Source organism: Kutzneria sp. 744, from assembly GCF_000568255.1.
GTDB lineage: Bacteria > Actinomycetota > Actinomycetes > Mycobacteriales > Pseudonocardiaceae > Kutzneria.
The window spans coordinates 810111-830792 of the sequence record NZ_KK037166.1 but is presented as its reverse complement, the minus strand read 5'-3'; the positions used below and the strand labels follow the sequence as shown (position 1 = coordinate 830792).

Below are 20682 nucleotides of genomic sequence, written 5' to 3'. Positions count from 1 at the left end.
ACCCGGGGCCACAACGCCGAGCATGTGTCGGACCGCACTTGGAACGATGTGCCCGACACATTCCCCGTCCGGCCGACCGGCGGGCGATTTCCCATGGTGACAAGGAGGCTGGGGATGCGACGACACCACATATCGGCACGGGACCCCGGGTGGCGGCGATTGGTCAGGCTCGTCCTGGCGGCGCTGACGGCGATGGTCGGGCTGGTCATCCTCACGCCGGCGGCCACGGCCATGGCGGCCACCACGCCGGCCCCGCACGCCGACGGCAATCCTTACCAGCGCGGCCCCGATCCGACCATCGGCATGATCGAGGCCAACCGCGGCCCGTTCGCCACCGCGTCGGTGAGCGTGTCACCGGGCAACGGGTTCAACGGCGGGATGATCTACTACCCGACGGACACCAGCCTGGGCACCTGGGGCGCGCTGGCGATCGTGCCCGGCTACACCGCGCTGTTCGCCAACGAGGAAGCCTGGATGGGCCCATGGCTCGCGTCCTTCGGCTTCGTGGTGATCGGCGTCGAGACCAACAGCCGGACCGACTACGACACCGCACGGGGCACCCAGCTGCTGGCCGCGCTGGACTATCTGACGACCAAGAGCCCCGTGCGCGACCGTGTCGACCCGAATCGGCTGTCGGTGCTCGGCCACTCCATGGGCGGCGGTGGGGTCGTCTACGCCACCGAGCACCGCCCGTCGCTCAAGGCCGCCGTCGCGCTCGCGCCGTTCTCCCCGTCCCAGAACCTGTCGACCGACACGGTGCCGACCATGGTGATCGGCGGGCAGAACGACACCGTGGTCACGCCGTCCTACGTCGACAGCCTCTACGCCACCATGCCGGCCAGCACGCCGAGCGACTTCGTGCAGATCGCCGGGGCCGACCACGTCTACTACACGCACCCCAACAACATCGAGATGAAGGTCCTGATCCCGTGGCTCAAGACCTTCGTGGACAACGACACCCGCTACACCCAGTTCCTCTGCCCGACGCTGCCCGATCCCGGCACCATCTCGGCGTACCGGCCCAAGTGCCCGTACGTGCCCGGCGGAGGGACGACGCCGCCCCCGGCCAACACGGGACCCCTGCACGCCGTGGGCGCCAGCAAGTGCCTGAACGCGGGATCCTCGGGCAGTCAGGCGCAGATCCAGGACTGCACCGGTGGCGCGAGCCAGGCCTGGACCCACACCGACGCCAACCAGCTCAGCGTGACCAGTGGCTCGCAGCTGTGCCTGGACGCCTACGGGCAGGGCACGAGTCCTGGCACCAGGGTGATCACCTGGGCCTGTAACGGCCAGGTCAACCAGCAGTGGCGCCTCAACGCCGACGGCAGCGTGACGGGCGTCCAGTCCGGGCTGTGTCTTGATGTCAGCGCCGGCGCCACCAGCAACGGCGCACTGGTCCAACTGTGGACCTGCAACGGACAATCCAACCAGCAATGGCGGCTCGGCTGAGCGCGTCGCAAGGGAGCGACTTGGCATGAGACTGACAACCCTGCTCACGGCGGTGGTGGCGATGGCCATGTGCGCCGCCACGGCGGTGATCGCGCCGCAGGCGTCGGCGGCGACGCTGACCCAGGTCACCAACTTCGGCAACAACCCGTCCAACCTCAAGATGTACGAGTACGTGCCCGACAACGTCCAGGCGCACCCGGCGATCCTGCTCGCGCTGCACGGCTGCCAGGGGTCGGGCCCGTACCTCTACTCGAGCACCCAGTTCGCGTCCCTCGCCGACCAGTACGGCTTCGTCGTCATCTACCCGTCGGTGACCCGCAGCTACGACTGCTGGGACGTGTCCTCGCCGAGTTCGTTGACCCACAACGGGAACAACGACCCGGCCGGCCTGGTGTCCATGATCCAGTACGTCGAGCAGCACAACGGCGCCGACGCCGGCCGGGTCTACGTGACCGGCGAGTCCTCCGGCGCGATGATGACCAACGTCATGCTCGGCGACTACCCGGACGTGTTCAAGGCCGGCGCCGCTTTCATGGGCGTGCCCTTCGGCTGTTTCGCCACGACCGACGGCTCACAATGGAACGCCCAGTGCGCTCAGGGCCAGTTGACCAAGACCCCGCAACAGTGGGGTGACCTGGTGCGTGGGGCGTACCCGGGCTACAGCGGGTCGCGGCCGCGGATGCAGTTGTGGCACGGTACTGCGGACACCACGCTCTACTACCACAACTTCGGTGAAGAGATCAAGCAGTGGACCAACGTCTTCGGGCTGAGTCAGACGCCGACCTCCACCGACGCCCCGCAGTCCGGGTGGACTCGCACCCGCTACGCGGACAGCGGTGGGAACGTCGACGTCGAGGCATACAGCATCGCCGGCGTCGGACACGCCCTGCCACAGAACGGGATGGCGGCCTACGCGATCCACTTCTTGGGGTTGGACGGCGGCGGCGGTGGCCAGACGGCCGGCGAACTGCGCGCGGTGGGCGCGGGCAAGTGCCTGGACGGCTCGACCTCGGCCGGCACCCAGGTGCAGATCCAGGTCTGCTCGGGCGCGGCCAGCCAGCGCTGGACGCGTAACGGGCTCGCGATCCAGTCCGGCGGCTCGACGATGTGCCTGGACGCCTACGGCAACGGGACCGCGACCGGAACCAAGGTCGTGCTCTGGTCGTGCAACGGGCAGGCCAACCAGCAGTGGACGGTCAATGCCAACGGCACCATCACCGGCGTCCAGTCGGGACTGTGCCTCGACGTCTCCGGGCGCTCCACGGCCAGCGGCGCGCTCGTCCAGCTGTGGTCGTGCAACGGCGGTTCCAACCAGCAGTGGACCCTCAGTGGCAGTGGATTCGGTGGCGGTCGACCTTCAGCGGCACACCTTGGACGCAGGACGTCAGCCACGGCGATCTGATCCGCAGCGGCGGGGCCTGGTGACCCAGACCAACTCCACCTGCTGACCACCCCGCACACAAAGGACCGGGCACGGCACGCTTCGCGTGCCGTGCCCGGTTTCGGTCGCCAGGGGAGGACCGCCCGGAGCTCCCGGGGCGACCGGTCAGGGGATCAGCCGAGGGCCCACTTCTGGCTCGGCTGACCGTTGCAGGTGGACAGTTGGACCAGCGCGCCGTTGCCGGTGCCGGAGTTGGTCACGTCGAGGCAGAGCCCGGATTGGACGCCCTTGACGGTGCCGTCGGCGTTGACCGTCCACTGTTGGTTGTTCTGTCCGTTGCAGTTCCAGATGATCGCCTTGGTGCCGGGGCTGGTGCCCTGGGCGTTGGCGTCCAGGCAGCGCATCGTGTCGCCGGAGTAGATGGTCAGCTCACCGGCGGGCGTACGCGTCCAGGTCTGGTTGGCGCCGCTGTTGCAGTCCCAGATCTGGACCTGCGTTCCCGGCGTCGTGGTGTTGTTGTTGACGTCGAGGCAGCGGCTCGACGCGGTGTTGCGCAACGCGCCGGTGGCCCCGCCACTGCCGCTGGTGTAGCCGGCGGCGGCGATGTCGGCCTGCACCGCGTTTTCCGTGGCGTCAGAGGGAAAGCCCGAGACCACTGCGCCTTCGAAGAACTCGCCGACGCCGCCGTTGCTGTTGTCGCCGCCGGTGCCGAGCAGGATCGAGGCCTCGGTCTTCATCGGCGAGTAGCCCTTGGGCAGCGCGCCCGAGTACGGCGTGGTCAGTCCGCCTGTGGTGGCGTTGCCGTACTTGAGGGTGAAGTTGCTGGTGCCGTTGTTCTTCTCCCACGCGCTGACGAACGGGAAGTGCACCCCGGGGTTGTTCGGGTCCTTGTTGGAGCCGGTTCCGGTGTGGTACATGCCGTTCTCCAGGTCGGCCTCGACCCACGGGCCGCTGCCGACGCAGCTGCCGAACCAGCACGCGGTGCCCCACTCGATGGCGTTCATGGTGGCGTTGCCGGTGTCGTTGTGCGAGGTCTCGCCGCTGCCGTAGTCGAAGCAGCACTGGCCGTTGACGTAGTTCGACGACGTCACCATGTAGACGCCCTCGGGGTGGGAGCCGGTCGGCGCGTTCTTGGCGACGTCGATCCGGTACCCGGTGCCGGGCGTGTTCTTGATGCCGTACGCCGGATGGCCGCCCACGGTGACCGGCAGCGCCATCGCGTTGGCCCCGATGTCCGAGCCGTTGGGGCCGGGGCCGTGCCAGAAGCCGCCCCAGGAGATGGGCAGGTCGTTGTGGTTGGTGCTCTGGTCGTAGATCTTCGTGATGGTGCAGGAGGTGCTGGCGCAGAAGGTGACTTGCGGCGCGGAGTCGGCGACGCCGCCGGCCGCCAGCACGCCGATGTCGAGGGTCTTCTTGTCGGAGTTGCGCTGGATCTGGTACAGCGGGCCGTTGTAGGCCGCGAACAACGCCCGGGTGGTGCTGTGTGCCGCGACGCACGGCGTGCCGCCGGTCGCGTAGATGTCACAGGCCAGGCTGGTGGCAGCCTGGGCCGGGGCGGGTGTGGTGGTGTTGGTCGCGAACAGTGCGCCCAGCACGAGCGCGGCGGCCAGGCCGGCCCGTAGGAGCAGCTTGCTTCCCATGTGTCTCCCTGGTCAGACGGCGGTGATGGTCCACTGGTTGTTGGTGCTGTTGTTCGGAGCCCACAGAACGACGGGGTCGCCGACGGTGCGATCGCCCGCGCCGTCCAGGGCGGTGCCGGTGCCGCGGTTGATGATCTGGTAAAGGCCGTTGCCCATGCTGTTGAGCCGCCACTGCTGGTTGTTGCCGCCGTTCCACGACGACTGGACGGGGGTGGCGCCGTTGGCCGTGTTGCCGCCGCTGTCGATGACCAGGCCGTCGGTGCGGTTGACGATGCGGTAGTAGCCGCCGCCGGCGTCGACCAGCTGCCACTGGAGGTTGTTGCTGCCGTCCCAGTTCCACTGCTTGACCCGGGAGCCGGCGGCGACGCTGCCGCCGCCGTCCAGCACCAGACCGGTGGTGCCGTTGGCGATCCGCGCCCAGGCGGTGGGCAGCGGGCCCGAGCCGGGCGTGGGGATCTGGCCGGTGAAGGTCAGCTTGACCACGTAGGCCAGCGCGTCGAACGGGGGATTGGACGAGGGCATGGTGAGGTGCAGCCCGCCGCCGTCCTGGGTGCGGGTCGGCAGGTCGACGTACGTGCCGGCGGTGGGGCCGAGCAACTGTGCGGATTTCAGGTTGGCCAGGCTGACCTGGTTGGAGCCCAGGCTGGTGATGGTGAGGGTGCTGCCCTGCCAACCCAGGACCGTGGCGTACAGGACGGTGTTGTCCTTGCTGCGGGTGAACCGGATGTCCCGGTTCGTGCCCTCCTTCGGGCCGCTGCCGCCCATCTGCGTCGGGCCCTCGCCGTAGACGGTCCAGGCCCGGGTGGCGTAGATCGACTCGCCGAAGCGCTTGAGGTGGTCCCCGATGCTGAGCAGGATCGTCCGCTGCTGGTCGGGAATGGTGCCGTCGGCCATCGGGGCGATGTTGAGCTGGAGGTTGCCGTTCTTGCAGACCCGGTCGACCAGCGAGTGCAGCAGCGACTTCGCCGAGTAGTAGCTCAGGCCGACGGTGTAGCACCAGCTGGTGGGGGAGATGCTGTCGTCGGTCTGCCAGTACGGGAACTGCAGGCTGGTCGGGCCGCCGCGTTCGAAGTCGTAGACCTCGCCCTTGTTGTCCAGGCCGTCCTTGTAGGTGGCGACCACGTCCCGGTTCCAGGCCACCGCCTGGTTGTAGTAGTGGGCGAGGAAGGCCAGCCGCCTCGACTCGTCCACCAGGCCCAGGTCGAAGTCCTGGTAGACGAGGTCGGGCTGGTAGCCGTCGATGACCTCCTGGAGCTTGTCGTACCACAGCTGGTTCTCGGCGGCCGAGCCGTTCTGGCCGAACAGCCGGCGCAGCGACTCGGTCGACTGGTACGGCACGTACTGGTAGTAGCCGTTGAAGTGGTAGGCGTGATGCAGGGCCGCCACCAGCTTCAGCCCCTGGCCGCGGATCGCGTCGGCGTGCAACCGCAGCAGATCGAGCTTGGGACCGGTCTTGACCGAGTTCCACTCGTTGACGCCGCTGTTCCACATCGAGTAGCCGTCGTGGTGCTCGGCGACCGGCCCGGCGAACTTCGCGCCGGCGGCCGCGAACAGCTTTGCCCACGAGTCGGGGTCGAAGTTGCCGCCCGCCGAGGCCAGCTTCGGCGCGAACTGCACCCGGTTGCCGGCCTTGTCCGAGGCGCCGAGGATGAAGTTCTGGTACGGCCACACCGACGGGTCGCCGTACACGGCCTTGTGGTGGTTGTTCTCGGCCGACCCGTTGTTGTACATGTTGCGCGGGTACCACTCGTTGCCGAACGCGGGGACGCTGAACACGCCCCAGTGGTAGTAGATGCCGAACTTGGCGTCCTGGTACCACTCCGGCGCGGGCGGGTGCTGGTCGACGGACGCCCAGGTCGGGCTGTAGCTGGTGGGTCCGGCGGTGGCCCAGACGATGCCGGGGCGCACCAGGCCGCCGGCCGCGGCGATGCCGGTGAACCCGGCGACGCTCAGCAGCGTGCGCCGGCTGAACCGGCGGGAGGACAAGGACATGGTGGAACCTTTCAGCCGAGCGTCCACTGTTGGTTGCTGCCGTGGTTGCACGTCCAGAGCTGGACCTTGGCGCCGTTGGCGGTCGAGGCGCCGCTCACGTCCAGGCACAGCCCGGACTGGACGCCGGTGGCCGTGCCGTCGTCGTTGAAGTGCCACTGCTGGTTCGTCGCGCTGCCGCAGGGTTGGATCGCGACCGGCGTGCCGGCAGTGGTGTTGGCCGCGGTCATGCACATCGTGCTGCTGCCGCTGTAGACGGTCAGCTGCCCGCTCGCGGTCCGGGTCCACGCCTGGTTGGCGCCGCCGTTGCAGTCCCAGATCTGCAGCTGGGTGCCCGGCGTCGTGCTCATGTTGTTGACGTCCAGGCACTTGCCGGCGCCGACCGCGTGCATCGGCCCGGTCGAGCCGCTGCTGGCGCCGCCGCCCAACCCGGCCGCGACGATGTTGGCCTGCACCGCGTTCTCCGTCGCGTCGGACGGGTAGCCGGCCACCATCGCGCCCTCGTAGAAGGTGCCCGCGCTCAGGTTGGCCCCGCCGCCGGGCTTGCAGCAGTCGCCGCCACTGCCCAGCACGATGGCGCCCTGCTTCTTCATCGGGCTGTAGCCGGGCGGCAGCGAGCCGTCCCAGAGGGTCGTCAGGCTGCCGGCCTGCGCGTTGGCCCCCTTGAGCGCGAAGCGGGAGGTGCCGTTGTTCTTCAGCATCGCCGTGACGTACTTGTTGGTGAAGGCGCGCTGGTTGGGGTTCCACTGCTGGCTTCCGCCGGGGTAGAGCCCCCATTCGAGGTCGGCCTGGACCCACGGGCCGCTTCCGGTGCAGCCGCCGAACCAGCACGAGGTGCTGAAGTTGATGGCGTCCATCGCGCCCGCCGCGTCGGCCTTCCTGGTGGTTTCGCTGTTGCCGTAGTCGAAGCAGCAGCCGCCGTTGACATGCGTGCCGCTGGTGATCATGTACATGCCTTCGGGCGCGGTGCCGGTGGGAATTCCCGTGAGATGGCCGTCGCGCCAGTAGCTGTTCCCGGGGTTCGTGTGCAGCGCGTAGGCCTTGTCCCCGCCGACCGTCAGCGACTCGGCCGTCGCGTTCGTGGGGCTGCTCTGGTTCGAGCCGGGAACGGCGCTCGATCCCTGGTACCACATGTCGTTGCCGTGACTGGACTGGTCGTAGAGCACGGTGATGACGCAGGAGGTGCCGGCGCAGAACGAATCCTGCGCGGCGGCGTCCGCGACGCCGCCCGGCGTCAGGACCCCGATGTTCCTGGTGGTGTTGTCCGACGAACGCCGGACCTGGTAGAGGCTGCCGTTGTACGAGCCGTACAGCGCGCGCACGGTGCTGTGCGCGGCCACGCACGGCGTGCCGCCGGCGGCGTAGATGTCACAGGGGCCGGTGGCGGCCGCCGATGCCGGCGCCGACCACGTCACCGCGGCCGCCAGCAGGGCGAGCGCTATCGCGATTCGAGACCACATTGTCCACTCCCGTCAGCTGGTGGACCACTTCTGGGTGGGTTGGCCGTTGCAGGTCGACAGTTGGACCAGGGTGCCGTTGGCGGTGCCGGAGTTGGTCAGGTCGAGGCACAGTCCTGATTGGACACCCTTGATGGTGCCGTCGGAGTTGACGGTCCACTGCTGGTTCACCTGGCCGTTGCAGTTCCAGATGATGACCTTCGTGCCGGGCGTGGTGCCCTGCCCGTTGGCGTCGATGCAGCGCATGCTGTCGCCGCTGTAGACGGTCAGTGCCCCGGCGGCCGTGTGGGTCCAGGTCTGGTTGGTCCCGCTGTTGCAGTCCCAGATCTGGAGCTGGGTGCCGGCGGTGGTGCTGTTGTTGTTGACGTCGAGGCAGCGGTTGGCTCCGGTGTTGCGCACCGCGCCCGTCGTCGATCCGCCGCCGCCGCTGCCGCCGACTCCGGCGGCGGAGATCACCTGCTGCGCGCCCGACGGCCAGTTGGTGCCGCTCACCTGGACGTTCCCGCTCAGCACGTTGTTGTGCGGCGGCCCGGTGGCCACGTTGGTCGAGCCGCCGTTGTACCAGTTGGTCGAGAACGTGTTGTCGTTGGTGTTGTTGTTGCCGTTGGCGTTGGTGAACGCCCACACGCCGGAGTCCTGCACCACGTTGTTCGACAGGTTCACGTACCGCGAGCCCTCGTCCAGATAGAGCCCGACGGAGTGCTGGTTGTCGTAGACGTAGTTGTGGTCGAAGGAGCTGCCCGGGTTGGCCGACAGGTTGTAGAGGCTGCCGCCGTCGTGGAAGATCCGCTTGGTGCCGTGCACGCGGTTGTAGCTGACGACGGTGTCCCGCAGCGTCGTCGCGGTCGTGTAGACGGGCTGGTAGTTGTACAGGCCGCGGTTGCGGTAGTCCTGGCTGCCGCCGGCGTCGTTGGCGCCCCAGCCCCAGCCGATGTCGATGCCGTCATAGGCGAGGTTGGACACCTCGTTGTGGGTGACGACGGCGTGCGTGACGTAGGTGGACAGGATGCCGGCCATGTCCTTGTAGTCCTTGGCCACGCCGGTGACCGTGTTGTTCGTCAGCGTGATGTCCTTGTCCACCATGGCCGGGTTGGACGGGTGGTGGGCGTCGGGCCGCACGCCACCGACGACGATGCCCGCGCCGGAGTCCTCGGTGAACGTGTTGTGGTCGACGGTGATCGACGAGGCGCCGAGCCCGACCCCGGACGTGTGCGCGTCGGCGTCGTTGCCGATGCCGAGCGCGACCTCGCCGAGGTTGGTGAAGGTGTTGCCGGAGAAGGTGATCCCGCTGGCCGCCGAGACCTGCACGGCGGCGGGGGCCTGGGCCCAGTCGTTGCGTGCGCCCTCGAACAGCTGGCAGCCCGACTGGCAGGAGCTCAGGAAGTCGGACGGCTGCTGCTCGGCCCTCGGGAAGAACGTGCCGCTCTGCTGGTCCGCGTAGCCGACCGAGGTGCTGGGGGTGAGCCACGTGGTGTGCTCGAAGTGGATGCCCTTGAAGGCGATGTCATGCGCCGGGGCGCTGTAGCTGCCGCCGATGTCGAGCAGGGACGTCAGCCGTGGCAGCTCGATGTCGCTCTGTGCCGGGTTCTTGCCGGCCGGTGCCTTGTAGAACAGCTGCCCGGCCGTCGGGTCGAGGAACCACTGTCCGGCGCTGCTGAGGAAGGAGTACGAGTTCTCCAGGAACATCTGACCGCCGCCGAACGGCTTGGCCAGCGTGTCGTAGCCCCAGTTGTTGTTGTTCCAGGCGGGCTGCTGCATGGTGATCGCGTTGCCGCTGATGTGGTCGACCGGCGCGAACCGGTCGGTGAAGGAGTTCTGGCTCTCCACCTCGATCCGGTTCTGCTCGGGCAGCGTGGCCAGGTAGTTGAGCCCGGAGTTCACGATGGTCATGCCGGCCGTGGTGATCTGCACATCGTTGCGGGACAGCGAGATCGCCGCGCGCGGGGCCAGCGAGCCGTCCACGAACAGCTGCCGGGAATCGATGCCCTTGGGCACGGACGCGACGTAGATGTTCGCTGCCGCGTCCCGTACGGACCAGCCCGTGACCTGCTGTCCGCCGGACAGGATCGGAGTCTGGCCGGCCGCCGCCTGCCAGGTGACCTGGTGCCCGGCGCCGGGGGAGTCCGCGCTGGTGAACGTCAGGGGAGAGGTGAGACGGTAGGTGCCGCCGGCGAGCTGCACGGTCACGTCGTTGCTCGCGGACTGGGTGCGGGCCAGCTGCTGCGCTCTGGCCGGGGTGGCGACGGGTTGGTCGGCAGTGCCGGGATTGCTGTCGTTGCCGGTGGGAGAGACGGAGATGGTGACGGTGGTGGCGGCGTGCGCCGGGGCCGTGGCTAACACGGCCCCAGTGAGGGCGGCGCAGGCCGCCACTAGCACCGTCGTGGTGCGGCTGGACATGGCTTCGGTGCCTTCCGGTGCAGGGAAACGGGCGGTCAGCGGAGCATGAAGTCCTGGTTGGTGCCGGGCGCGTTCTTGCACGGCCACTGGTCAAGCTGCTGGCCGACGGTGCTGCCGGCGCCGTACACGTCGAGGCACAGGCCGCTGTTCTGGTTGCGGAACTCGTACGAGCCGTCGGACTGCTGCAGCGGCTGCCACAGGTTCGCCGCCGTGGCGCCCGGCGATCCCTGGACGATGTCGGGGGTGCCCTGGGCGGTGGAGCCGCCGGCGACTGTCACGTCCTGGCCGGAGTTCTGCGCCCGGAGTTCGCCGTAGCCGCCGGTGGCCGGCGTGAACTGGAACTGCTGGTTGGACTGCCCGTTGCAGGTCCACTGGTCGATCAGCGCGCCCGCGTTCGAGCTGGCGCCGGACACGTCCAGACACAGGTTGTCGTTGGCCACCACGAGCTGGTGGTTGCCGCTGGGGAAGCCGCCACCGCCGCCGCCCGAGGAGGCCGGCGTCAGGTAGACGGCGAACGCGTCGTGCGACGCCTGGAAGTTGACCGGCACGGTGATGGAACCGCCGGCGGCGCTGACGTTCTGGTTGTAGACCACCTGTGGCGCGGACAGCGGCGCCTGATCCGGGATCCGTTGCACGGTGACGTTCACGGAGCCGTTGTTGGCCAGCCAGGGGACCGCAGACAGACCGTTGAAGGTGACGGACGAGGAGCCGGTGGTTCCGTTGGAGTCGCCGATGATCGCCACCGCGCGCTTGGCGGTGGCGTCCTCCGAGGCCGAGATCGCCGTGGAGCCGACCTGCCCCGAGGTGGCGACCAGGGTGCCGGTCATGTCGGCGTAGTCGCGCAGCGCCCACCAGTTGCCGGTCGGCTGCCACGTCCCGCCGCTCTGGGTGAGGACCCCGGTGAGGTTGGGGGTGATGCAGCAGACCCAGTTGCCGCGCATGGCGTTGGTGTAGCCGGACTGCGCGAAGCGGGCCAGGTACCACGCGGTCACGCCGGCGGTCTGCCGGTCGGCCGGCTGGTACTCGTTGGCGGACAACGGAACCGGGCCCACACCGGCCGTGGACAGGGCGTTGTTGAGGGACTGGGAGACGGTGACCGGGTCGTCGACGTCGCCCTCGTCATGGTTGGTGATCATGTCCGGCACCGTGCCGGCCGCCTTCACGTGGGACAGCCAGGTCTGCCACTGGGCGGACCGGGCCTGCGGCGTGAACGCGAACGACGGGCCGACGATCTGCGCCCCCGGCGCGAGCCGCCGGATCTCGCGGTAGGCGGTGTCCCACATCTGGAAGTACTGGGCGCTGTTCACGCCGCGGGTCCAGAACACCGAGATGTCCGGCTCGTTGTCGATGTCGTAGGCGAACTTCTGTCCCGACGCCTGCAACGCGCCCACCGTGGCGTCGATGAAGCTGACCCAGTTGGCGCAGTTGCCGTTGTCGCACGGGTAGGTGGTGTTCGACGGCTGGCCGCCGTTGAGGCCGTAGATGTCGGTGAGCAGCGCCTGGTACTGGGCGTGGTACGGCGGCTGGGTCAGCCGCTTGGCCTCGGCGATCATGGAGTCGAGGTCGGCCTGGGTGGCCGAGCCGTACCGGTAGCCGTCCTTGATCCAGCCGCCGGAGAACCAGCCGCCGCCGCGGAAGGCGTTGATGCCCAACGGCTTGAGGTACTGGTCGACCGGCTGTGTGCCGTCCGAGCTGATGCCGTAGAGGAAGCCCTCGCCCACGCCGGTGGACGGCCCCCGCGTGGTGGCGAGGTCCACGCTCAGGGACGCGGCCGGGGCCGCGTGGCCGGCGGTGGGTGTCAGCAGGGGGACGGCCAGGGCGAGGGCCGCGCCGGCGGCCACCAGCAACCGACCGGGCCAGGTTTTCGTTCTCATCGGCTCCTCCTGGGTACCGCACGACGATGTGTAGAACTCATCGGGCGAGCTGACGATGTGACCTGTCGGGGCGGAACCGACCTCGGGCTGCCGGGCCCCGGCCGATTCCTTCCCTGTTGCCGCACAGACAGCCGGTCGAATCGGTTCGCCGGCGGGGCCGGATGCTACGGACGGGGGCGTCCGGGGGTCAACGGCATGTTTCGTACTCATGCGTGGCCCTGCTGGGACGCGCCGGCGGCGGGTGAAAGTTTCAACCGGCCGCGAACGATTCCGGCAGCGTCAAGGCGGCCGACCTTGACGCCGGTGGCGGCCGGGCGTTACGTACATCGCACTGCCTTCCCGGGGATCGGGTGCCGGCCCGCCCGCGATGCGCTGTTCCTCCTCGACCGTGCGCGGGCTTTCCGTCGCGACCACCGCGTCCGTCGAGACGATCTCGGAGGTCTGTCATGTCCCCCTGCGTTCGCCCGTTTCGACCACGACACCCACGACTGGCCGCGGTGATGGCCGTCGTCGCCGCGACGGTCCTCACCTTCGTCGCGGCCCCGCTCGCCCACGCCGCCTCGCCGCTGCGGTCGCTGGCCGAGGCCAAGAGCAAGTACATCGGCACCGAGCTGACCGGCAACATGGTCAACAACTCGACGATCACCTCGCTGGCCGGCGCGCAGTTCGACATGGTCACGCCCGGCAACGAGATGAAGTGGGACACCACCGAGCCGGGCAACGGCTCGTACAACTTCGGTCCCGGCGACACCATCGTGAACTTCGCCCAGTCCCACTCCATGCGGGTGCGGGGCCACAACCTGGTCTGGCACAGCCAGCTGCCGGGCTGGGTCAACGGCCTGCCGCGCAACCAGGTGCAGGGCGCGATGGAGGCCCACATCACCACGGAGGTGAACCACTACAAGGGCAAGATCTACGCCTGGGACGTGATCAACGAGCCGTTCAACGAGGACGGCAGCCTGCGCGCCGACGCCTTCTACAACGCGATGGGCTCGGGCTACCTGGCCGACGCGATCCGCACCGCGCACGCCGCCGACCCGAGCGCCGTGCTGTACATCAACGACTACAACATCGAGGGCGAGAACGCCAAGAGCAACGGCCTCTACAGCCTCGCGCAGTCGATGCTGGCCCAGGGCGTGCCGCTCGGCGGCATCGGCCTGGAGGGACACTTCATCGTCGGCCAGGTGCCGTCGTCCATGCTGGCCAACATGCAGCGGTTCGCCGCGCTCGGCCTGGACGTCGCGGTCACCGAGCTGGACGACCGCATCCAGCAGCCCGCCTCCGGCGGCAGCCTCCAGCAGCAGGCCACCGACTACGCCACCGTCATCAACGACTGCCTGGCGGTCACCCGATGCCCCGGCGTCTCGCAGTGGGGGGTCGGCGACGCCGACTCCTGGATTCCCGGCACCTTCCCGGGCTGGGGCACGCCGACCATGTACGACAACAACTACCAGCCGAAGCCGGCCTACAACTCCACCGCGACCGCACTGGGCGGCTCCGGCGGCGGAGGCGGCGGCACCACCGGGCCGTTGCACGCGGTCGGCGCGGGCAAGTGCCTGGACGTGCCCAACTCGTCCACCACGCCCGGCACGCAGTTGCAGATCCACTCCTGCACCGGCGGCGCAAACCAGAACTTCACCCTGAGCTCCTCGGGCCAGCTGTCGGTCTACAACGGCGCGGACTGCCTGGACGCCAACGGGAAGGGCACCAGCGCCGGCACCAAGGTGATCATCTGGTCCTGCAACGGGCAGGCCAACCAGCAGTGGAACCTCAACTCCAACGGCACCGTCACCGGCGTGCAGTCCGGTCTGTGCCTCGACGTGAGCGGCGCCAGCACGGCCGACGGCGCGCTGGTGCAGCTGTGGACGTGCAGCGGCGGCAGCAACCAGCATTGGACCTTCGGATGAGCGCGCGCGGGAGGTCCACTGTGGAGAGTCGCTGGCCGGTGCTGCTCGGCATCCTCGTCCTGCTCGTGGGCGGTCTGGTGGGCATCACCGCCACGCCGGCCCAGGCCGCGACCTCGATCACGCTCAACGGCTCGTCGGGCGGCCGCACGTTCGACGGGGTCGGCGCGATCAGCGGCGGCGGCGGCAACTCGCGGCTGCTGTTCGACTACCCCGAACCCCAGCGCAGCCAGATCCTGGACTACCTGTTCAAGCCGGGCTACGGCGCCGCGGTGCAGATGCTCAAGATCGAGATCGGCGGCGACACCAACTCGACCTCCGGCGCCGAGCCGAGCATCGAGCACACCCGTGGCGCGGTCAACTGCGACGTCGGCTACGAGTTCTGGCTGGCCCAGCAGGCCAAGGCCCGCAATCCCGACGTCAAGCTCTACGGGCTGGCCTGGGGCGCGCCCGGCTGGATCGGCAACGGCAACTTCTGGTCCACCGACATGGTCAACTACCTGGTGTCGTGGCTGGGCTGCGCCAAGCAGCACAACCTGCCGATCGACTACCTCGGCGGCTGGAACGAACGCGGCTACAACGTCGGCTGGTACGAGAACCTGCGCTCCTCGCTGAACTCCAGCGGCAATGCGGGCGTGAAGATCGTGGGCGCCGACTCGGACTGGTCCATCGCCAACGACGTCAACTCCAATCCCACCTTCGCGTCCGCGATCAGCGTCCTCGGCGCGCACTATCCGTGCGGCTACCGTTCGGCCCAGTCCAACTGCAGCGTTTCCGGGGCCGCCACCTCGTCCGGGAAGACGTTGTGGGCCAGTGAGAACGGCTCCGACGACTACAACTCCGGCTCGCAGGCCATGGCGCGCGGCATCAACCGCGGCTACATCGACGGCAGGATGACCGCGTACCTGAACTGGCCGATCGTCGCCGCGATCACGCCGAACCTGCCGTATCCCACCATGGGCCTGGTGCTGGCCTCGCAGCCGTGGTCCGGGCACTACTCGGTGGGCAAGAACGCCTGGGTGCAGGCGCAGACGACCCAGTTCACCGCGCCCGGCTGGCACTATCTGGACAGTTCCAGCGGCTACCTCGGCGGCAACCGCGGCAACGGCAGCTACGTCACGCTGAAGTCCACGAACAACAGCGATTACAGCACGGTCATCGAAACTGTCGACGCCGGCGGCGCGCAGACGGTGAACTTGTCCGTCACCGGCGGGCTGTCCACCGGCGCGGTGCATGTGTGGTCCACCAACCTGAACTCCGCCAACCAGGCGGACTACTTCGTGCACGAGTCCGACATCACCCCGTCGGGCGGCAACTACAGCCTGACGTTGCAGCCCGGGCGCGTCTACACCGTGACCACGACGACGGGGCAGGGCAAGGGAATCGCGGCCGGCCCCGCTTCGGGCGGCCTGAGCCTGCCCTACGCCGACACTTTCGACAGCTACGCCAGCGGCGCCGAGGCCAAGTACCTGATGGACTGGCAGGGAGCGTTCGAGGTGGCCGGCTGCGCCGGTGGCCGGGCGGGGAAGTGCGTGCGGCAGATGAGCGCGCAGGCCCCGATCACCTGGGACACGCTCTCGGATCCGCATGCTCTGCTCGGCAACCTGAGCTGGGGCAACTACACGGTCTCGTCCGACGTGCTGCTGGAGAAGTCCGGATACGCGGAGCTGATGGGCCGCGCCAACACGCAGTCGTACGGCGGGGCCGGCGGCCTCAACGCGTACCACCTGCGGGTCGGCGACAACGGGGCCTGGTCCATCCTCAACACCAATACCAGCGCCAATGTCGGCACGCTGGCCCACGGCACCGTCGCGGCACTGGGCACCAACCGCTGGCACAGCCTGGCCCTCACGTTCGCCGGCAGCACCATCACGGCCAGCATCGACGGCGTGACGGTCGGCTCGGCCAACGACTCCACGTGGGGCGCGGGCCAGGCCGGCTACGCCACCAGCCAGGGGGAGACGGCGCAGTTCGACAACCTGTCCATCACTCCCGGCAGCGGAGGCGGCACCGGCGGCGCGACCGCGACGATCGTCGGGGCCGACTCGGGACGCTGCGTGGACGTGCCCGGCGCCAGCCAGACCCCCGGCACCCAGGTGGAGCTGTGGGACTGCAACGGCGGCGCGAACCAGCAGTGGACGGCGACCGCCGCCGGTGAGCTGCGGGTCTACGGCAGCGCCTGCCTCGACGCCGCCGGTCAGGGCACCGGCGCCAAGGTCGACATCGCCACGTGCACCGGTGGCGCCAACCAGAAGTGGACCGTCGACGCCGACGGCACGATCACCGGAGCCCAGTCCGCGCTCTGCCTCGACGCCACCGGGGCGGGCACCGGCAACGGCACGCTGATCGAGCTGTGGACGTGCAACGGCAACGGCAACCAGCGATGGAGCCGCGACTGAGGAACGGCTAACCGAGGGTCCACCGCTGATTGGTCTGGCCGTTGCAGGTCCACAACTCGACCTGGGCCCCATCGGCGGTGGACCCTCCCGTCACGTCCAGGCACAGTCCCGACTGGACACCGGTGATCGTGCCGCCCGGGCCGACCAGCCACTGCTGGTTGGTTTGGGGTCTCCTATTATCGCTTCGGAGTTAAAAATAGCTTCCTTTCCGGGTACATGCCTGTTATCCAGTCTCGCCATTGCAGCGTCGGCTCTCGGTCGGGTCTCGGCCGATCGTTATTACCGAGATATTAGCTATATCCACTCCAAACCCAGCACCAAACACGGACGTTCGTTCCGGGAGTTCAAAAGTGGCAAACCAAAGACAGGACGGAGTGCGGGACCAGGCCTGGTTGGGACGCCCGCTGCAGGACCAGATCTGGAGCTGCGTGCCGGGCGTGGTGGTGGAGTTCGGCACGTCCAGGCACTTGCCGGCGGCCCGGACCTGGGTGCCGGCGGGCCGCGGCGCGGTCGTGGTATTCTCCGGCGCAGGTTGGGGCTGCGTCGGGTTCGCCGTCGTGATGGTGGATGTGCCCACGCGGGGCGGTGAAGAGACGGTGGGCATGGCCTGCGGCGGCGCCACCACGTCGAGCGGAGAGCCGGGTGTGCCGGCGTCGACCGTGGACGACGGCGTGACCGGGAATCGCCATTCCGACGAGGGCGCCGGCACGGCCACGGGCTCCGGCGACGGCCAGTTGGTCGCCAGGAAGATCACCACCGAGCACACCAACGCGCCGGCCGTGGCCGTCCACACCACCGCCGCGTCGACCCGCTGCCGACCGCGATGTCGCGGCTGATCGTCGAAGGGCTCCATAGCGCGCGCAGCTTACGCGACGGCCCCGCCGGCCTTACGCCGGCGGGGCCGTTGATGTGTGTCACCGCAACGGAAAGTGAAGTCCTAGGCCGGCCGGGGGAACGGAGCTGGTCCGGCCGTGCCCGTCCGGTCGCGGCGGATCGGGGGCATTCGACAGTTTCGATGCCGAGTCATGCTCGGCCGCGCCTCAGCCGGCGGCGACGATCCGCCACTGCTGGTTGGCGCTGTTGGTGTCGCTCCACTGGCCCAGATCGCCGCCGCTGCCGGTGCGGCCCATGCCGTCGACGAACTTGCCGGTGGCGCGGTTCTTGATCCGCACGTTGTTGCCGTCGGTCAGCACTGTCCACTGTTGACTGGTGGCGTTGGTGTCGCCGCGCTGGCCCACCACCGCGCCGTCGGTCGTGTTGCCCTGGCCGTCGAGGTAGAGGCCGGAGGCGCGGTTCTTGACGCGGACGTAGTTCCCGTCGTTCTCGACGGTCCACTGCTGCTCGTAGCGGCCGCTGTCGCCGCTGCGCTCGACAGCCTCGGCGCCGCCGGCAGCGTCGACGTACAGGCCGTTGGCGGCGTTGACGATCCGCACGTACGTGCCGCCCCCGTTGCCGATACCCCACGCGTACTGCAGTCGGGTCAGGCCGGACGGATTCACCAGTGACAGCGCGATGTTGGCGCCGGTCCCGGTCTTGGTGGTGAGGCTGTACCAGTCGCCGTCACGCAGGCCGGGCCAGAAGACGCTGCCCATGCCGAGGCTGCGCAGTTCGCTGCTGACGCCGCGGATGTAGTCGGCGAAGAAGGAGCCGCTGGGGATGCTGTAGTCGATGGGGTCGTAGTGGACGCCGTTCTTGCTGCCCGGGCCCATCGGGCCGCCCCATTCGGTGGCCACGGTGCGGCTGGCGTAGCCGCCGATGGAGTTGGCGATGTGGTTGGACCACTCGGTTTCGTCCTCGTAGCCGGCGAAGAAGGAGTAGTCGTGCACGGCCAGCAGGGTGTTGTCGAGGCGGTGGTCGTTGCCGACGGCGGCGACGTTCTGGGCGTCCCCGGTGCCGTCGAGGATCACCCGGCCGCGCGGCACGCTGGAGTAGCGGGACAGCCAGTCGTTGTAGGCGTTGTCGAGGGATGCGGCGCTGTAGCCGTAGGGTTCGTTGATGACCTCGAAGTAGGCGTTGGCGTTGCCGGCGTACCGGGCGACGACCTTGTCCCACATCTGGTTGAACCCGGTGGTGCTGGTCGGTTTTCCACCGGTGTAGGCCCAGTAGGCGAGGATCACCCGGCCCTTGGTCAGCGCGGTGTCGATCGCGCCGGTGTAGGTGCCCCAGTAGTTGGCGACGGTCGGCTCGTTGATCGGCATCCGGACGGTGTTGGCGCCGGTGATCGAGTCCAGCTGCCCGACGACGCGGTCGGCCACGGTGGCGGCGGAGGAGTAGGTGTCCGAGGCGCCGAGCCCGGACACGTACAGCACGCCGTTGACGAAGTTGTCCCGCTGGTCGGCCCAGTTCACGCCGCGGAACTGACTCGTGGACGCGAGGGCCGGGTGTTGGCCGGCGACCAGCGTTCCCGCGGCGAGCACGAACACCGCCACCACCCTCGACACGATTGATCTCATGGTCATTCCTCCCGCGCCGGCATTATTTCCTTGGTGGACAACGATGATCCGTCCGGACCGTAGCAGGGACACCGGTCGCAGCGCACGCCGCGCGCGGTCGACTTCCCTTGCCGCATGTAAGTTCCATGGTCCCTTGGGCCAGCTGGTCCGTACTGACATGCGACTTCGACTCGATTCGACGACACCGCGTCGGCGGTCGCGGTGGACACCTCCGCACAGGGTTTGTAATTCGAGGCGAACGACGGAAGGGGAATGATCGAATGGACAGAAACGAACGATGGGTCCGCGGTGTCACCGGGATCGCCGTGATGGCGCTCGCCGCCGCCGGCCTCACCGGGCCGGCCGTTGCCGCGACCGCGGCCGGCACCACGGTCTCCGTCAACGCGGCCGGCGGACTCGGTTCCATACCATCGAACGCGATCGGCCTCAACACCGCCGTCTACGACGGACACATGAACGACCCGGCGATCCCCGGCCTCGTCAAGGCGGCCGGCATCACGGCGCTGCGTTATCCCGGCGGCTCCTACGCGGACATCTACAACTGGCAGACCAATGTGGCCCAGGGCGGATACGACGCGCCGAACACCAGCTTCGCCGACTTCATGAAGACGGCGCAGGCCACCGGGACGAACCCGATCATCACGGTCAACTACGGCACCGGCACCGACGCGCTGGCGCAGGCGTGGGTGCGCGAAGCCGATGTCACCAACAACTACGGGATCTCGTACTGGGAGGTGGGCAACGAGGTCTACGGCAACGGGACCTACGGGGCGAACTGGGAGGCCGACAGCCACTGCACCGACGCGGCGGGCAAGCCGGTGACCGTCGGCAGCGCGCCGGCCCAGACCTACAACTGCGGGCCGGCCACGTACGCGGCCAACGTGCTGAAGTACAGCACGGCGATGAAGGCGGCGAGCCCGAACATCCACGTCTGCGCGGTGCTGACCACGCCCGGGTACTGGCCGGACGGCGTGACCAACCCGACGACCAGCCCGCAGCCCTGGAACCAGACCGTGTTGACCGCGCTGGGCGCCAAGACCGACTGCGTGATCGTGCACTACTACCCGGGCGGGTCGACCACGGCCGGGATGCTGACCGATCCCAACGACATCCCCGGCGTCATGTCCACACTGCGGTCGCAGATCAGCCAGTACGCCAAGGTCGACCCGGCCGGGGTGAAGATCGTCGTCACCGAGACCAACTCCACCATCGACCTCGACACCCAGCCGGCCGCCCTGTTCGGCGCGGACATGTACATGAGCTGGCTGGAGCACGGCGTCACCAATGTGGACTGGTGGAACGAGCACAACGGCCCCGGCACGCCGAGCGTGGTCAACGGCGCGCAGGACTACGGCGACCAGGGCATCTTCTCCAGCGGCGCCAACGGAAGCGGCGTCACCGAGCCGGCGGTGAACACGCCGTTCTCGCCGTACTACGCGATCCAGATGCTGTCCAAGCTGGGTTCTCCGGGCGACCAGATGGTCACCTCCTCGTCGGCCAACGCGGTGGTGCGCACGCATGCGGTGCGCCGCGCGAACGGCAGCCTGGACGTGCTGATAGACAACGAGGATCCGAGCACCACATACACGGTCAACCTGAACTACAACAACTTCACGCCCTCGGGATCGCCGACGGTGTTCACACTGGCCAACAACGGCACCGCCATCACCAGCACCACCCAGTCCCCGGCGACCTCGGTCACCGTCGCGCCGTACTCGCTGACGGTCGTGCAGGTGCCG

At 68.7% G+C, this 20682-nt stretch carries 12 protein-coding genes and 2 pseudogenes; 6 read left to right on the top strand and 8 right to left on the bottom strand.

What is annotated here, in order from left to right:
- The first annotated feature begins 159 nt into the window (after window positions 1–159).
- Both KUTG_RS03585 and KUTG_RS03580 read left to right on the top strand, forming a co-directional pair.
- The gene (locus KUTG_RS03585) at window positions 160–1449 is read left to right on the top strand and encodes a poly(ethylene terephthalate) hydrolase family protein (protein WP_232240638.1); all 1290 of its coding nucleotides are present in this window, start codon (window positions 160–162) and stop codon (window positions 1447–1449) included.
- Between the two features lie 25 nt (window positions 1450–1474).
- Window positions 1475–2851 carry an extracellular catalytic domain type 1 short-chain-length polyhydroxyalkanoate depolymerase gene (locus KUTG_RS03580; protein WP_063753476.1) on the top strand — a complete coding sequence of 459 codons (1377 nt, stop codon included), beginning with the start codon at window positions 1475–1477 and terminating at the stop codon, window positions 2849–2851.
- Between the two features lie 152 nt (window positions 2852–3003).
- On the opposite strand, the gene KUTG_RS03575 is transcribed toward KUTG_RS03580, so the two are convergent.
- The 5 genes from KUTG_RS03575 to KUTG_RS03555 all read right to left on the bottom strand — a co-directional run bounded on the left by KUTG_RS03575 (window position 3004) and on the right by KUTG_RS03555 (window position 12187).
- Window positions 3004–4470, bottom strand: coding sequence for an arabinofuranosidase catalytic domain-containing protein (locus tag KUTG_RS03575; RefSeq protein ID WP_043714871.1), 1467 nt, complete (start codon window positions 4468–4470; stop codon window positions 3004–3006).
- Between the two features lie 12 nt (window positions 4471–4482).
- The gene (locus KUTG_RS03570) at window positions 4483–6462 is read right to left on the bottom strand and encodes an alpha-L-fucosidase (protein WP_232240637.1); all 1980 of its coding nucleotides are present in this window, start codon (window positions 6460–6462) and stop codon (window positions 4483–4485) included.
- A gap of 11 nt (window positions 6463–6473) precedes the next feature.
- Window positions 6474–7919: an arabinofuranosidase catalytic domain-containing protein gene (locus KUTG_RS03565; protein ID WP_043714869.1), complete on the bottom strand. Its 1446-nt coding sequence runs from the start codon at window positions 7917–7919 to the stop codon at window positions 6474–6476.
- 12 nt (window positions 7920–7931) lie between these two features.
- Window positions 7932–10256: a ricin-type beta-trefoil lectin domain protein gene (locus tag KUTG_RS03560; RefSeq protein WP_232240636.1), complete on the bottom strand. Its 2325-nt coding sequence runs from the start codon at window positions 10254–10256 to the stop codon at window positions 7932–7934.
- 92 nt (window positions 10257–10348) lie between these two features.
- Window positions 10349–12187: an RICIN domain-containing protein gene (locus KUTG_RS03555; RefSeq protein WP_043714863.1), complete on the bottom strand. Its 1839-nt coding sequence runs from the start codon at window positions 12185–12187 to the stop codon at window positions 10349–10351.
- 500 nt (window positions 12188–12687) lie between these two features.
- On the opposite strand from KUTG_RS03555, the gene KUTG_RS03550 reads away from it, so the two are divergent.
- Both KUTG_RS03550 and KUTG_RS03545 read left to right on the top strand, forming a co-directional pair.
- A complete protein-coding gene (locus KUTG_RS03550) occupies window positions 12688–14094 on the top strand; it encodes an endo-1,4-beta-xylanase (RefSeq protein WP_232240635.1) in 1407 nt (468 codons plus the stop codon).
- Window positions 14095–14114: 20 nt separating this feature from the next.
- The gene (locus KUTG_RS03545; protein ID WP_232240634.1) at window positions 14115–16490 is read left to right on the top strand and encodes a ricin-type beta-trefoil lectin domain protein; all 2376 of its coding nucleotides are present in this window, start codon (window positions 14115–14117) and stop codon (window positions 16488–16490) included.
- 7 nt (window positions 16491–16497) lie between these two features.
- Here KUTG_RS03545 and KUTG_RS55895 read toward each other — a convergent pair.
- Together KUTG_RS55895 and KUTG_RS63125 are read right to left on the bottom strand one after the other, a co-directional pair.
- Window positions 16498–16644 (bottom strand): annotated as a pseudogene (locus tag KUTG_RS55895) (RICIN domain-containing protein); the annotation flags it as partial.
- Between the two features lie 69 nt (window positions 16645–16713).
- The gene (locus KUTG_RS63125) at window positions 16714–16947 is read right to left on the bottom strand and encodes a hypothetical protein (RefSeq protein ID WP_232241415.1); all 234 of its coding nucleotides are present in this window, start codon (window positions 16945–16947) and stop codon (window positions 16714–16716) included.
- Here KUTG_RS63125 and KUTG_RS63120 point away from each other — a divergent pair.
- The gene (locus tag KUTG_RS63120) at window positions 16841–17326 is read left to right on the top strand and encodes a hypothetical protein (protein WP_232241568.1); all 486 of its coding nucleotides are present in this window, start codon (window positions 16841–16843) and stop codon (window positions 17324–17326) included. The two genes, KUTG_RS63125 and KUTG_RS63120, sit on opposite strands and share 107 nt — an antisense overlap.
- Window positions 17327–17530: 204 nt before the next feature.
- On the opposite strand, the gene KUTG_RS03535 is transcribed toward KUTG_RS63120, so the two are convergent.
- The gene (locus tag KUTG_RS03535) at window positions 17531–18943 is read right to left on the bottom strand and encodes an RICIN domain-containing protein (RefSeq protein WP_043728131.1); all 1413 of its coding nucleotides are present in this window, start codon (window positions 18941–18943) and stop codon (window positions 17531–17533) included.
- A 452-nt stretch (window positions 18944–19395) separates the two neighbouring features.
- On the opposite strand from KUTG_RS03535, the pseudogene KUTG_RS60680 reads away from it, so the two are divergent.
- Window positions 19396–20682, top strand: a pseudogene (locus tag KUTG_RS60680) (alpha-L-arabinofuranosidase); the annotation flags it as partial.